The organism is Idiomarina fontislapidosi (assembly GCF_003226255.1).
In the GTDB taxonomy this organism is placed as follows: domain Bacteria; phylum Pseudomonadota; class Gammaproteobacteria; order Enterobacterales; family Alteromonadaceae; genus Idiomarina; species Idiomarina fontislapidosi.
The window spans coordinates 1-15,048 of the sequence record NZ_QJST01000015.1; the positions used below are offsets into that span (position 1 = coordinate 1).

Here is a 15,048-nt window from a genome sequence, read left to right on the forward strand (position 1 = left end):
GGAAAACACTGGGCTTTATTCAGCCAGACATAATTTTTAAAGAGCAATTGCAACACGCTAAGAGCGAGTGTTGCAGTTATTAGTTGAATCTAGGTAACTCTTTTAAATTCCCAATGAGTAGGAATAGAATTAATCCATGGTGACTTTGTTTTTTTATAGTCAGCATATGGCGAGTATTTCTTCATTACACCACCTCGGACAACATAGCGACGATCTCTTTTTCCAACTGACTAATTTCGCTGGAAATTTCTTCTAACGGACGCGGTGGCTCATAAACATAGAAATGACGAGTTAATGGTATCTCGTATCCAACTCTGGTTTTACTGTGATCAATCCAAGCGTCAGGCACATGCGGTAATATTTCTTTCGCAAGATAAGCTTCACAATGATCTTTCACTAGTGCTATCAAAGCATCGTGACCAGTTTCATTATCTAGTTTCAATGGTAAAGGAAGATCAATATCATTAGGTAAGCAGACTTTTTCGTAGTCCCGTAATTCTACGTCAGGCTCCCGATTACCTTTCTTATCAAAGCAGATGTCAGCTTTCGAATCTCGCTCAGAAAGAGCAGCCAAGATAGCCTTTTTAATCGGAGCAAGCGGTTTAATCCCGTACTTTTCGAGCTGAGCAACGAACACCGACTCAAATTCATCACGATTCCGATAAATTATGTGACTATCTAGGCTGCTCAACGCAGACTTTATAGCAGTTTGTTTACGTAAACCTTCCTCAACTTCGGATTTATAAACATCTATATTCTTGCGCTTTTTACTGGTAGCTAGATTGTTAAAAGAAGCCTGATTTTCTAAACGTGCTATACGCTCTGGGCTTGCTTGGAAATTTAGGCGCAACGGGCGTTCAACAGTTATTTTTAAATAACCGAAATCCCTATTATTAAAAATTTTGCTGCATATACGTTCCTCAGTACCGATTGGTTTTGAATAACCTTTCTTATGTATTGGCACTGTAGATTTTGCCTCATTTTCGTATGACGCATACATCCGCACTAACTCAGCAATATGCGATTCTGACAATTCATTACGCTTTTTACCTAGGCTTTTTTCCATTTTTTGATAGTGTCGAGACCCGTCAATGAGTTGGACTTGACCGCGTCTATGTGAAGGCTTTTTGTTGCTTACAATCCAAATATAAGTATAAATATCAGTGTTATAGAACATCTGATCTGGCAACGCAATAATCGCATCCAATAGATCATTTTCTATAATCCAACGTCTTATATTTGATTCTCTAGCCTTTGATGTAGGAGAACTTGCGTCGCCACTAAACAAAGGGGAACCATTAAATACAACAGCAATTTTAGAGCCATCTCCGCCTATATTTTTTCCGTCTAATATTTTCGGAGGCTGATGCATCTTGGAAATCATGTGTTGGAGGAATAGAAGCGAGCCATCATCAATACTTGGTAACCCAGCTCCAAAACGGCCTGAAAACCCTTGTGCGGAGTACTCCTCACGGACGAAATCTTCTTCCGGCTTCCATTCAACCCCAAAAGGCGGGTTAGAAAGCATGTAGTGGAATTTCTTCTCCTGGTGGCCATCGTGAGGTACGAAGCCGTTGTTTTTGTTCTTGGCGTCTTTCACGCCCAGCGTGTCCCCATAGATGAGGTTGTCGATGGGTTCGTCTTTGATCAGGAGGTCTGAGCAACAAATGGCGTAGGATTCAGGATTGTACTCCTGGCCGAACAGCTCGATGTGGGCATCGGGGTTCAATCCTTCATGGGTACCGTCACCGCAAATGTACTTTTCAGCTTCCGAGAGCATGCCACCGGTACCGGCTGTGGGGTCGTAGATACTCCGGTAAATGCCCGGCGCGAAGATGCCTTCCTCATCGGTAAACAACAACTGCACCATCAACCGGATGACTTCGCGGGGAGTAAAATGGTCCCCAGCCTCTTCATTGGCCTGTTCATTGAACTTTCTGACCAGCTCTTCAAACAGATAGCCCATCTGTAGGTTGCTGAGGGTCTTGGGTGAGAGGTCAATTTCGTTGCTACAGAACTCTTTGAGAATCAGGAAAAGGCGGTTGGCCTCATCCAGCTTGGCGATTTCCGCCTCGAAATCGAACTTATCGAATATGTCCCGAGCGCGGGGTGAAAAACCCTGGATGTAGGCAATCATGTTGCCTGCAATGTTGGGCGGATCAGCCAGCAGCTTATCGAAGGTGAAGCCGCTGGTATTGAATAGTTCCTGTTTGCGGCCACTGGTGGCAATGCGCGAAAGCGCTTTTTCCAGTGCAGGGCCGGTTATGCCGCGGGCTTCCAGGCGCTCCTTCTCAGCCAGTACCTTTTTCTGGTTTTCCGCCAATACCAGGTCAAACCGACGCAAAACGATCATTGGTAGCATTACCCGCCGGTACTGGGGTGGCCGATACGGGCCTCGCAGCTTGTTAGCGATGTTCCAGATGAAGCCGACAAGGTTTTGATGATGGTTTTGTTGCATGCTGTTCTCGCTATTTAATATCTGTTGTTAACTACTTGGCGCTGCCTCGTCACCGGTGCCGGCATAGCCAGGTGCCAGGACAGCGTTAGCGCAGTGTTCAAGAATGTTGTGGTTACGCAGCCACAGGTGATATTCCTGCTCTGGCAACCGATGATTGGGGCTACAGTCCACGTTCCAATGGCGTAGCAGGTAGCCAGCACGAGCGGCACGGATGCTGAGCTGTCGGACAGGCTGGTTGTTCCGCCGGGACATATTAAAATCCAGCGCAATAGCCTCCGGGTGGCTGTGACACGGGTGCGGGATGAGCTCTAAGGTCAGTTGCTCATTCCATTCGGCATCCGACGTTTGATGCTCATGCTCTGCGATATCCGCTTTGTCGATAATCACGCTGGTGATGCGATTGCAGACAAAATCTCGGAATGCACCTCGTTTCCGGCAGTAGCCGCGCATGTGCCAACGCTGGCCGTTGTTGACGATGCTGTGCGGCACAACCACACGCTCGTTAGCGCCTGAACTGAGGGACAGGTAGGTCATCCGCACAGCCTGTTGTTGGCTGATGGCCCGGCTCACTGTCGCCAGCACATCCTGTGGTGGCGCGATCAGATCTGGTGCATCCTCACAGAAACCTGACTGGCCAGGAGTCACCGATAGCCCGTCGCCAAAGCCATAAGCCAGAGTTTTCAAGGCGGCATGGGGCTCATGGTGGAACAGAGGCTGATAGTTGTCGGTACGGTAGTAGCGCTTGTTTTCGTGACGGAGGATCAGGTTCTCGTGGGCTAGCTCACGGTAGAGAGTGAAGTCCCGGGTGCTGGAGGCGACTGCGGTGCCGAAGTGCGCCATTAGCTCACTTCGGCCCACTGAGCCGTGGTATTGCAGGCAAAAATCAATGAACGCCAAGCGCTCGCGCTGGGCGTGTGAGTGATTTTCGAGCTTTAAGGCGGCGTTTCCCGGCACGTTCGCACCTTTTTTGACTAAATATGGTTAGCCACCTTATTACACAAATCTATATCATGCAATCATTTTGATTTGTCCTATAGAACTTTCACATGTGAAAGTTTTGGCTCCTTTCCAGATGGAAAAATGGGTGCATAAAGCCCGCCGGAAGGGGACGGGCCTGAATGGTTTTTTTTAGGATTCCGGGGGCTGAAGGCCATCGAAGTGCGCCTCCAAACTGTCCAACTGCTTCAGGTTTGTCCTGACGAGACGGCGCATGTGAGTGAGGTTTGCATTCATGATACGCACTATCTCAAAACCGGCTTCGGTCTCCTCAATGATGGGCCTTTCCCAGTCGTGAGCGCGGTTAAATGCGGGTTTTGAGTACCGGTGCTTCAGGGCTCGGCGGATGTGTTCACTGAAAACCGCATGCCCCTTACCGTTTTTCACTCTTATAAAGGTGTTGTAATACCAATGCATTTCCAAGCTACCGTGCAGCATTCTCACCCGGCAGCCGTGATGGCCAGGGTAGCCTCTCGTTTCCTTGGTTCGATGAGCCTCATTATGCGCCCAGAAATGGTCCGACAGCCGCTGAGCGAGATAGCGTAGGCGTGCTCGCTCCATATCCAGGCTTTTGGATAGCGATTGTAGATACTGTCTGCATTGATCAAGCGCCATTCGGCGCCCCTGGTGATGGTCAAACTCCCCGGCGCGCGCCACCTCATGCCACTTATCAGTGATTTCCTGAATGGTTTTGGGTTTGCTCATTAGCATTCTCCTGTTGGTTGATGTTCAAGAGAAATGCTACTGGCCGCAGAGACAAACCCACGGGTCTGCAATTTGCCAATTTGGGCAAAAGTAGCCGTTTACCCCAGATTATCTGGAATTTTTATCGACCTGGCGGCGTGCTTTAAACTTCCTGTTGAGAAATGCTTCCAGCTTGTCAGCATTCAGGTATGTGATGCCGCAGATCGCCAAGATAACGGCGACAAAGCCGAGGAAAGCAATAAGTGTGACGGACATATCGATCATGTGAGTTCTCCTGTTTTCGTTCTTTGAGTGCAAATAGCAGCCTATGCTGCATGTGACTGCCTTTGTTCCCTTGCGACAGAGGCAATCAGATGGCGCGAACAACCCAGGATGTCCTGGATTTCGCTATAGCTATGGCCGGTACGAAGTAAACTGGCGATGTGTTGCCGCCTCTTCAGATCGGGTTGGCGCCCCTGATACTTACCGTCGCTGCGGGCCTTGTTAATCCCCTGGTTCTGCCGTCGACGCCTATCCTCGTAATCTTTGCGAGCTACCGCTGCCAACATGTCGAGCATCATGCTGTTGACCGCCTGCAAGATAGAGTCGGTAAAGCCGGTGTTGTCTTTCTTGTCCAGTGCGAGCCAACTCGTTGGTAACTCGGGCGAGACAATCGCCAATCGCTTGGCGGCCAGCTTCTGTTTGAGCGTATCCCAGTCCTGCTGTTTAAGGCGTGCAAGCCGGTCTATCTGTTCTACCAGCACAATGTCACCTTCACCAGATTCGGCAATCAGTCGCATCAGTTCGGGGCGATGCAATGTGGCACCGGAGACGTTCTCGGTATAAAAGGCAGCAATGCGATGACCGTGTTGCTCGGCAAACTGGATTAGCGATGCTTTGGCCCGCTCGGCATTTTGTTCCTGGGTAGATGCTCTCAGATAGGCGCGTATAAACATTAATGCCTCCTCGGTCTGTTATAAGTGGTTCCGTTTGGCCGGTCTGTTTTAAATGGTTCCTTTTCATGTTGAGCGGCCTGAATAGTTGGTTCCCCTGATGTGTACCCAAAAGGAACCACCTCAAGACTCGAAAAACTCCCCGAACGGATCATCCTCTCGGAGGATCGGATTGACTCTGAAGTCATCGAACAGATCGCCTGCGTCTTCTTGACTCCCGGTGCCGGAGGTTGTCGTGCTGCTTGGACCGTTTTCTTCCCTACCACCACCTCGACTAAACGACGCCATCTTTTTCTCGAATTCAGGAAACGTCATTTGCCCATCGGGTCCCTTGGTAAAAACCGTCTTGTAAGCATCGACTGCGGCCATTGCGAAGCGAATGAGCAGTAGGACCACCCAGAGCACGAACAATAGATACCATGCGTAAAGCGCTGCATCGGTACCCCTTAAGGCGAGCTCCACAACGCCGATCCCGGCGAGCCCCACTGCTACTATTTTTGTTACCCTCACCATGGTTTCAGTCCCCGATAGCTCTTTACTTCGAAGCTATCAGAACCTGAGAAAATGCAAGTTTTGACCGGCGTCAGGCCGCTCTGGCTCGCCCGGCCAGCCATGGCAGTTTCACTTTGTCGTAGACATCGTTCGTCATCGCCTTCAAATCTCCCGCGTCCAGGCGTGGAACCAGCCACGCACTGCCTTGGTATCGAACTCTGGGGTAGCTGGATGGCTGGAATACACCGTGAGGGAGGTCGTCCTCATCGCCCAGCCAATGCCTGAGCCGCAGATCAATACACCAGCCCTGTTCGAGTTCGATCCAGCAATGGGGAGCGGTGGCTATTCGGCTCAGCCGGTCCTCTGCGTATCCGATACGACATTGATGGAAGATGCCTTGCTCGCTCAGGGCATTGCTGATCACAAAGGTCATGCAGTCGCTATCGATTTTGGCGTCTTCAAGCGGCAACAGAGCGAACTCAAGTTCATCATGCCAGTCACTCATGATCTGGCTCCTTGAACATCAGTCGCTGGCCCTGCTCGTAAAGCACAGGGTACGGCAGCGGTTCGCTATCCTGGATGACGGTGCCGGGAGGAAAATACATCAACATCCAGGATGGTAAGGCACCACTGACCGTGCGATAGAACTCATCCACAGGGAAGCTGAGTTGTTCACCTGATTGCCGGAAAACGAGGCGAGAATAATTCTCTGGATGATTAGCCGCGATGTTGTAGCTTTCGGGCTCAGCACCTTCCACGTAGGCCGGAGACTTCCAGCGATTCGGCGTTTTGATGTTGTAAGCAACCACACATTGACCTGCACCGCATCCAGGCTCAGTGCTTTCAATGGACCAGAGCATCAGTGGATGGCCATCAATCTCAGGCGCCTCCACGTTACTGAGTTTGGTGGCGCTCAACGCCATATCATTGGCAGCTAATCGGATGGCCTGATCCACCAGATCCACATACTGCTCATATGCCTGAGCCTCCGAAGTGGCCATCGACGCAGGCATCCATCCCATCAGGCTTGGTCTCGCCGACGGATTATCCGGTGTCATCATGATGTCAGTAGCGTTGAACAGAAACGTTTGGCTACCCGAGAGATGTCGAAGCGGTGCATCGAATGAAGTCGCCAGGCTGGCGAGATCCAGTAATGGCACCAACATGCCTTTACTGTAGGAGCGAGAGCCATCCCCAGAATCACGCAAGTCCATATCGTAGATGCCACCGGCTCTCGCCAGGTTTAAAGCCCGAGACTCTTCCTGATTGTAAGCTCGTGGGGTGGCCGCGCAGCCAGCCAGGGCAGCGGCCAATATTGCTGTAGTTAAGGGTGCTAATCTTTTCATTATGTCCTCCTGCTTTTATTAAATATTCTCATGAGGTTAAGAATATGCAAGAGGAAAACTAAAAATAATCCTTTTAAATCAATAGTTTGTACTAACAGAACAAAGTTCCTTGAGCTCAAACATATAAATCGGCAGGTACACTGCCGTCACGTTGAAACTCATGCCGTTGTAAAACACTATAAAATGATAGATGGTAACGGCGAGGGACGTACCAATTTACAAAGTTGATACAAAAGCATAAATCGAGGCAATAATGAACAAAGGATTTAACGATAATAAGGTCAGCACAACATTAAAAGACCTAATAGGCGACCCTAGACTGGCTCGTTTATTCCATGATGACTCTCGACCATGCGCAGTACAGCTTTGGATTCTTCAAATTCATTCCACAGAAACAACTAAAAACCGGATTATCTATGGTCGTGTAGTACCATACTCACATTCTAATAACTCTTGGTCTTTCAGCAATAACGACAAATTTTCGACTCTTGAACATTGCAGAGCGAAAATCACCCGACTCAATCTGTACATCGATAGCAATTTGTTAAGTGATTTTCTGGAAATGCTTTGTAATGGAGTTAAGATTTCCACGATCAGCGATACTTTAGGTCTTGAGCGAAGCAATAAGTTTGATGAGAAATTCGGCACAATATTTTTAGATCCAAAAAATTTAGTTTATAAACCCGTAACATATCTTATCAACAAGGATGCGTTCGAACTTCACTCGACTACTAGCCCCCATGGAGCAGCGGGTGCCATGAGCGCATCGATCACTCAAGTAGATAAATTATCTATCTTCCAAGCAGATCATAATTATCGATCCGACCTAATAAAGTTTATTGTCGAACATCTAAACTTTGACACTGGCTTGAACTTTGAACAGAACGATAAAGTGCGGTTTGGTGATATCGAATTCCTTGTCTTCCCGACTTTAGATGAAAAAGAGAAAAATTTACTTGAAGTTGTTTGGGGCGATAAAAGACGAAAGTTAAGCGTTAAATTCGACTCCAAAAATCTTCCTAATTACTCTGGCTTTATATTCAACATTAAGATCTTTAACAGCGGCCAAATTATATACTCAAGAATTGCAAATGCGGAAAAGTACGACAACCGTATGTATATGCGCGAATTCGATATTGATAAAACAATTAGATCCATCGCTGACTCTACTGAACTAGAAATCTATGGTTTTAATGCCGAAGATAACGAAGAAAATATATTATGTTGCAGGTGGCGTACCGGATATATTCGAGAAATTAACTTTAAAGCTAATGTGGCCGGTGGTAATTCAAGCTCCGTTAAACTTGATTGGTTAGAGAACACGGTAAAAGAAAAGCAATCAGGCCGCGTGAAAGCAGTACTAACTAAAAACATAGGAAATCATGGGTTTGCTAGCCAAGTTGGCGGCCGAGAAGCCGACCCTTGGATTGCTATAAACCGCGAAATAAGCCCTATTTTCAACAAGCTGCACCCAAAAAAATCCGATGCAAGGTTTTTCGAACGTTATGGACCAAGCGATGGTGAAGGCCGTTTACAGTTTGTCGAATGGTTCAAAGCTCTTTTTTCAAAATATAATGACAGTCAAATTATAATCTTCGATCCGTATTTTGATTCAGCTGGATTATCGTTGCTTTCTTTATATGCTGCGCCTAAATGTAATTACATAGTGTTTACTTCACTACCAAAGCAAAAAGGCGACGAAGAAAATCCTACTAATCGTAACAGAGTAGATGATCTAGTTACTGCTTGTGAAAACAACAAACGAACTCTCTCAAAAATAAACCTCAGAATCATTGGCTTAAAAGATGGTAAACTCCATGACCGATATATTCTGATTATAGGGAGCGACGGCCTACCAATAGCTGGATTTAATTTGTCTAACTCCTTGCAGAAGGTGGCAGAGAACTATCCCTTACTTATTACGCCGATACCATCTGATACTTTATTAGAGGTCGAAAAATATAAAAGCAGTCTTTTGAAAGAATTAGAGGCAAAAAAATCTGATTCTGAAGAAAATAACCCTGGATTAAGCGAACTCTATGTTTCTTCCGATGCTCCTAGGAAAACTGTAAGATACGAGCCACTAAAGATACTGAATAATGAATTAGCAGGCGTCGTCCTATCAATATGGGCTAACGAGCCTTCATTAATAGGATTATACGGTGCACCACTGAAAGACAAGTTGATATCTCTTGAGCTATTAGAAGGGGACTCACTTAACTTGATCGATCCTCAGGGGTTCTTAGCCTGGGTAAAGAAAAAGGTCAGCTCTGAAGATTTCATGGATCAATGGGAAGTGGTTGGTGAATTTTTGGCAAACTCTAGAGCTGGTGATACAGATTTTCAAGAAATATTAAGTGAAACCTCGTTCTTAGAGAATCTCATGGGGTACCTTACTAAATCGATACAGCGCACCCATAAAGATCTGGATACTGATATAACTGTCTTAGAACCTCTCCTATTTCAAAGACCAATTGAAAAGCTGCTGTGTAGCTCTTACCAGCTTCATCATATGTGTCATATGACTAAATATACAGCACTTACTTGGCCAGAATATTTTGCAATAAAACTGCTTTGGTCATATGACCCAAAATCATTGTTAGAACTGGTTGCTGAAGAATCGCCTAAAATTCCGAAAGAGCCGGATCATGCTGACATAATTAGGCTGTCATTGTTAAGCCAAATTGTTAGCGAGATCTCCCTATCCATAGAGCTGCTACCAAACTATTCCCGCACATGCACTTTATTGAATAGTTGTAACGGTTTAATTCGATGGATGGGCTTATATGCTCTAGAGCAGATGATTCATCAAACTAAAGACGTCACATCAGAGCTGGGCTTGCTTTCAAGATTTGACCGCACGGAAAAGGTAAGATATTTAGGTTGGTTGGTTAACAGATCGGCAAATGATGAAAGAAAACGTGATCAATACGAGAAATTATTAGTCGCACTCAAAAACGAACTACCAGAACAGCTATCTGAAAGTGATTTGAGGCACGTAATCGATTCGATGAGAGGCCATATGCGCCAATTACCATGGACAGAACCGTGGTTGTTTCGGGATCTAGTTTTACCTCTACTTCAAAGTGAGCAAGCTGATACGGATGATGCTTGCAAAATCTGGATCGAGGAAATCGTTTCATTGATAGGCCCAGCTGAAAGCAGGAATTCAAGACTGTTCCAACTTTCACGGGAAGGGCAGATGACAAATACTTGTGCATTTATCTTCGCTCATAGTACGCCTGAGCAACAAAGAAAAGTAATTGGTATGATTCGACCCATCTTAAATAAGCAGAAAAGAGTTTTACAACAACCTCTGGCAAGTACTTCCAACTGGTCTTGCTGGAACGATGCTTTGGTAGTCTCAATGTGGATATTGGCATTCACTAGGTGGTGCCAATACTATTTAACCGAACTGAAGCAAGCTAATGTAGAATTAGATAACTTGTCAGGAGACGCATACGACCTTGCTATGTTAAGACCTATGGAAGAATGGGAATCAGAGGGGGTAGGAAAAGACAGAGAGCTCGCCTTATTTCTATCCCAAGCTGAAGATCTTATTTCGAAGTCGGAGTAACTCTACTGTCATAGGGGCGAACAACTTGGCAGTCGGTCATACCACTCAATTAGGAGTGGATATTGACAGATGCAGAATAATCGAACAGGAGATACTTTATGTTCCCAGTTTCCCACTTTTCCCGGTTCATTGATCGGGCACCGGCATTCGGATCTACGGAAACTTGCAAATATTTACACTTTTTTCGCACATTCCAGCACTCCGAGAGTGCTCCGTAAAATTTGCAAGTTACTGTTTTTAAAGAATAATAAACATTCTGTATTGGTAAATAGATCCCATGCAACGTTTGAGGCAGCCGCTCGCTAACCTGGGCTTTGACTATATTCGCTTCCGGTTCGGTCTGCGAACTGCGTTGGCTGCCTGTTTATCATTGATCATTGCCTGGGCGTTGGGGTTAGAACATCCTCAATGGTCCGCTATGACTGTTTGGGCGGTATCCCAGCCAACGAGAGGGCTTCTGTTAGAAAAGGGCGCCTATCGTGCGTTAGGCACTTTGATTGGCACACTATTTGGCATTATCTTAGTCGTTTCCGCTGATCACCAAATCCTTCCTGTTGCAATAGGTCTTACTCTTTGGGTCGCACTGTGCGTTTATATCGGCAATTTAATTCATGGATTAGTGTCCTACGGCACCATTCTAGCAGGCTATTCTGCATCCATGGTTGCCTTGCTGACGCGCAGTCCTGACGCGCTTTTGCCACTGGGAATCGACCGTTTATTGACCGTCTTTGTTGGCGTCATGATGGCATTGATCGTCGGATGGTTATTTACCTACAAACGCGCCGAGCAAAGTCTTATTAACCAAATGCGTCGTGAAACCATCATTTCTTTAGAAAATGTTGCACAATCAATTAGTAAGCAAGACAAAACGCTGTTAAATTTTGATGACCGGCTATCAAAACTGGCGCAAATTGAAGCACAACTACTCGAGCATGGCACAGGTTCACCCGCTGCACACGAATCCGCTAGACTCGTTAGAAAAGTCATCAATAGTCAACTAGAGTGGCTAGCCCATGTCTATTTTCAGCCAATTGAAAGGAATCAAGAGGTAAGTGAGCACTTACTTGATGCGGCAAATTTACTCCGCCAAAACGCGCGCCGTACCGACATTCTAAATGCCTTAAAAGAAGCCGCTATCGGCATTGAACAGTCGCAGTTACGGGTTGCATTTAATGAGTTTGTTGATGCCTGCGATGAGCGCCTCTCATTCCGTGATTCTGGACGCGCGGCATCGTCGACTCGACGCTCGTTATCCTTATTGCATCGAGACTGGATAGGCGCTCGTGAGGCGAGTATCCGGACCATCGTCATTATGGGCTTAATTAGTCTACTCTGGTGGTACACCGAGTGGTTCCAAGTGGCATTCTTACTGTTGGGCGCCAGTATCATGCTCACGCTCTTCTCGACTACGGATAATCCTGCTAAAACGATGAAAACCGTCTTCGTTGGCCAGTGTGCGGGTGCCCTACTGTCCGTAATTATGCACGCTGCCGTATGGCCTTACCTAAATACAACAGGCGCAATGGTCGCATCTCTTATACCCATTATGTTTATCGCCGCCCTGCCACTTTCCCACCACCGCACCATTAATGGCAGTATGGATTTTGTCTTGGTATTCCTGTTGCTTATGCAACCTGTGGTGCCTTATAGCTTTGATCTATTCAATTCGTTCAGTATCGCGCTCGCCGTTGTACTCGCTCCGATCATCGCGATGCTCGGCTATAAATTACTGTATCCAACCAACTTAGCCCGTCGCGAACATGCACTCAGCATAGCTATCGCGGATGAGCTTGATGCCCATAGCCGTGCCCCGTTATCCGCTTCTCGGCAACGTCGATATCGGGCCCGGTTCTACCATCGATTGTTCAAACTCATACAAATCGCCGACAAAACTCACGCGTCTTATCAAAGCGTGATAAATTGGCTACACCGTTATCAACAAATCATGGTGTCTCATGAGCGATCAATGGATAAAAATTTACCGCGCTAGTAGCCCTATTGAGGCAGAATTACTCGGGGGATTGTTACGCGCTGAGGGTATTAAGGTCCACATACCGAATAACCCCAGTGCAGGCGGCGTTGGCGAACTGCCTGCCGATGCCATTGAAACGGCTATTTATGTGTTGCCGCAATCGACCGACGCAGCAAAGCAAATTCTCACCGTATACGAGCAGAATAGCGCCAACAATGCCGAATGGTGTTGTAGTGCTTGTGGGGAGCTTAATCCCGCGTCATTTGAGGAATGTTGGCAGTGCCAACAAGAACGGCCCACTACAGACTAATCAGTTGTCGCTTTTGTGCACGCGACAACTGCTTTAATTTCGCCTCAAGCTGACAAGCTCGACTTTTAGAAAATGGACCTTGGCTCCAACTCAACGAGACCGGCCGACGACTTTGCGTATAACGCGCGCCACCTCTTATTTCGCCATTATGTTGCCGCACACGTCGCTCGATACTGGTCGTAACGCCGGTGTAGAGTGATCGATCATCACATTCAACGATGTATACATACCAACAAGCTTCAGGCTCTGGCTTGAAATTTAATGTCTTGTTCCCAATTTCTATTAGTTCACACATTGTTGTCTTAGGAGCATTCCATGAGTCGTCATTTTGACCAGGCTAAAGGGTTATCTGAACACCACGATCCCGCCACCCATAAATTTGTTTTCAATCAGACAATGTTTCGGATCAAAGATCCCGAGCGCACTTTGAAATTTTACTCCGAAGTGCTCGGCATGACGCTTATCAAGCGACTGGACTTTCCCGAGATGAAGTTCACACTCTATTTCATGGCTTCGATTTCACCCGAGGAGCGCAGCCATTGGTCTACCGATCATGATGAACGCATTGTCCAAACGTTCGGCCGTCCAGCGATGCTAGAACTCACGCATAACTGGGGTGACGAGGATGATGACGACGTGTCATATCACAATGGCAACCAAGAGCCTAAAGGCTTTGGGCACATTGGCTTTGCCGTACCTGATATTGATGCCGCTTGCGAACGCTTTGAAGAACTCGGCGTTGAGTTCCAGAAAAAACCAAACGATGGCAATATGAAAGGGATAGCATTTATAAAAGATCCCGATGGCTATTGGATCGAGATCTTTACCCCAAATCGCCAACCCGATTTATTGCGTGATCATCTCTGATACCGTTTGCTCGAGCGAGGTTAATCCTCGCTCACGCCCTATTTCTAGCGCCGTATCCTTATCTTTTCCATCGAGCCAAACTGCACGCAAGGCAAACAACGCACCCACCCGGTTACCCGATGCACAGTGAACCAGTACGCGCTTATTTCGATGCTCAAGTAACACTTTATCGAGTAGTCGCACCTTAGCCAAGGTCAAACCCTCCGAACCTGCAATAGCGACATGGTAAAACGCCATCCCTTGCTCTGTTACCCAGGCTGTTTCAGCAGTTTGTGATTGTTCAGAAACCGACAGCAAACTGATGACAATATCACCCCCCTGCTCGGCAAAGCTCTTAATATCGGCTTGTTGTGGCATTCCCATCACCCAAAGGTTTTGTTCGACCTGTTTAGCAGTATCGATGCCTTTAGCGACCGTAAATAAAGGAATACTTATAAGAACACATGCCATTAGATAAATTGCACGCATGGTTTTTCACTCCTGTACAATAGGGGTATCTGTTGCAACTATTTAAGCATTTAACAATGACGAATACGATACATTTATTGGTAGGCACAACCTCAGGCAATACCGAGGCTTTAGCCGATCATGTACAAGCCATTTTAGAGAGTCATGATTTCAATACCGAGATGCATTACGAGCCAACATTCGACAGTCTACCCACTTCAGGAATTTGGCTGATCTTTCTCGCAACTCACGGTGCAGGCGACTATGCCGATTCAATGTTGGACTTCTACGACGTAATTGCGCAAGCGGATGCGCCGCAGCTTCCTGACCTAAAATACGCAGTCTGTGCAATCGGTGAATCTTGCTATGACACCTTTTGCGCAGCAGGGCGTCACTGTGATGATCAACTGACAAATTTGCGCGCATCGCGGCTATTCGAACGTTTAGAGATCGACATGATGGAAGATGATCCAGAAGAAAAGGCATCTCAGTGGATAGCTCAATCGATCGATAAACTGCGATCATACCCACAACAGTGATCGCGAGTTTAAAGGACCTTGCACGCTGATCTGATGATCGTATCCACAGTTATATTCACAATTTTTTTTACTTGTGATCAAAGTAAGGATAAGCGTCCATAAGCGCTGTCATTGAATTGGGTATAACTGTGGGGATAACTCGACCTGTGTATAAACACCCTAGTTATCCACGATCTATGATCGCAGTTCAAAGGATCTTTTTCACATGTTTTGATCTGCGTTTAAAGCAGGTAAAATAAGGGGTACAGCGATCTATTCACAGAAATCGCGATCCTAAAAGAAACAATAATAAAGATCTAAATAAAGATCCTTTACTGATCTTTATTGATCGAGCAAAGCTTTACAGTCTGAATAAAAAATAACCGTTTCGATCGCGAGCAAAACGCGTTAAAATACGCGGTTCACTG

General features: G+C 46.5%; 15 protein-coding genes. 5 read left to right on the plus strand and 10 right to left on the minus strand.

Going from position 1 to position 15,048, the window contains the following annotated elements:
• Positions 1–184 precede the first annotated feature (184 nt).
• The 8 genes from DFP83_RS12075 to DFP83_RS12105 all read right to left on the minus strand — a co-directional run bounded on the left by DFP83_RS12075 (position 185) and on the right by DFP83_RS12105 (position 6,929).
• Entirely contained in the window at positions 185–2,458 is a 2,274-nt protein-coding gene (locus tag DFP83_RS12075) for a type I restriction-modification system subunit M (protein ID WP_110576100.1), read from the minus strand.
• Between the two features lie 27 nt (positions 2,459–2,485).
• Positions 2,486–3,412 (minus strand): WYL domain-containing transcriptional regulator, encoded by a 927-nt coding sequence (locus DFP83_RS12080; RefSeq protein ID WP_110576102.1) that lies wholly within the window; start codon positions 3,410–3,412, stop codon positions 2,486–2,488.
• Between the two features lie 174 nt (positions 3,413–3,586).
• On the minus strand, positions 3,587–4,159 hold the full coding sequence (gene mobI, locus DFP83_RS12085; RefSeq protein WP_110576104.1) for a conjugative transfer protein MobI(A/C): 573 nt from the start codon (positions 4,157–4,159) through the stop codon (positions 3,587–3,589).
• Between the two features lie 108 nt (positions 4,160–4,267).
• Positions 4,268–4,423: a hypothetical protein gene (locus DFP83_RS13570; RefSeq protein WP_008929699.1), complete on the minus strand. Its 156-nt coding sequence runs from the start codon at positions 4,421–4,423 to the stop codon at positions 4,268–4,270.
• A gap of 41 nt (positions 4,424–4,464) precedes the next feature.
• Positions 4,465–5,094 (minus strand): recombinase family protein, encoded by a 630-nt coding sequence (locus tag DFP83_RS12090; protein WP_110576106.1) that lies wholly within the window; start codon positions 5,092–5,094, stop codon positions 4,465–4,467.
• A 120-nt stretch (positions 5,095–5,214) separates the two neighbouring features.
• Positions 5,215–5,487, minus strand: a complete 273-nt coding sequence (locus DFP83_RS12095; protein ID WP_244912978.1) for a hypothetical protein — start codon at positions 5,485–5,487, stop codon at positions 5,215–5,217.
• A gap of 187 nt (positions 5,488–5,674) precedes the next feature.
• Positions 5,675–6,088, minus strand: a complete 414-nt coding sequence (locus DFP83_RS12100; protein WP_110576110.1) for a hypothetical protein — start codon at positions 6,086–6,088, stop codon at positions 5,675–5,677.
• Complete coding sequence (locus tag DFP83_RS12105) at positions 6,081–6,929, minus strand: hypothetical protein (RefSeq protein ID WP_110576111.1); 849 nt, start codon at positions 6,927–6,929, stop codon at positions 6,081–6,083. The genes DFP83_RS12100 and DFP83_RS12105 overlap by 8 nt, the downstream gene beginning before the upstream one ends.
• Before the next feature lie 253 nt (positions 6,930–7,182).
• On the opposite strand from DFP83_RS12105, the gene DFP83_RS12110 reads away from it, so the two are divergent.
• From DFP83_RS12110 to DFP83_RS12120, 3 genes are all read left to right on the plus strand, one after another.
• Positions 7,183–10,506, plus strand: coding sequence for a VPA1262 family protein (locus tag DFP83_RS12110; RefSeq protein WP_110576113.1), 3,324 nt, complete (start codon positions 7,183–7,185; stop codon positions 10,504–10,506).
• Between the two features lie 277 nt (positions 10,507–10,783).
• Entirely contained in the window at positions 10,784–12,496 is a 1,713-nt protein-coding gene (locus DFP83_RS12115) for an FUSC family protein (RefSeq protein ID WP_181416417.1), read from the plus strand.
• The gene (locus tag DFP83_RS12120; RefSeq protein ID WP_110576115.1) at positions 12,462–12,788 is read left to right on the plus strand and encodes a putative signal transducing protein; all 327 of its coding nucleotides are present in this window, start codon (positions 12,462–12,464) and stop codon (positions 12,786–12,788) included. The genes DFP83_RS12115 and DFP83_RS12120 overlap by 35 nt, the downstream gene beginning before the upstream one ends.
• Here DFP83_RS12120 and DFP83_RS12125 read toward each other — a convergent pair.
• A complete protein-coding gene (locus DFP83_RS12125; RefSeq protein ID WP_110576117.1) occupies positions 12,778–13,083 on the minus strand; it encodes a GIY-YIG nuclease family protein in 306 nt (101 codons plus the stop codon). The two genes, DFP83_RS12120 and DFP83_RS12125, sit on opposite strands and share 11 nt — an antisense overlap.
• Positions 13,084–13,103: 20 nt before the next feature.
• On the opposite strand from DFP83_RS12125, the gene gloA reads away from it, so the two are divergent.
• Entirely contained in the window at positions 13,104–13,655 is a 552-nt protein-coding gene (gloA, locus tag DFP83_RS12130; protein ID WP_110576119.1) for a lactoylglutathione lyase, read from the plus strand.
• Here the strand turns inward: gloA and DFP83_RS12135 are convergent.
• Positions 13,635–14,123: a protein tyrosine phosphatase family protein gene (locus DFP83_RS12135; RefSeq protein ID WP_110576120.1), complete on the minus strand. Its 489-nt coding sequence runs from the start codon at positions 14,121–14,123 to the stop codon at positions 13,635–13,637. The genes gloA and DFP83_RS12135 overlap by 21 nt on opposite strands.
• 56 nt (positions 14,124–14,179) lie before the next feature.
• On the opposite strand from DFP83_RS12135, the gene DFP83_RS12140 reads away from it, so the two are divergent.
• Positions 14,180–14,641: a flavodoxin domain-containing protein gene (locus DFP83_RS12140; protein WP_110576210.1), complete on the plus strand. Its 462-nt coding sequence runs from the start codon at positions 14,180–14,182 to the stop codon at positions 14,639–14,641.
• The last annotated feature ends 407 nt before the right edge of the window (positions 14,642–15,048 follow it).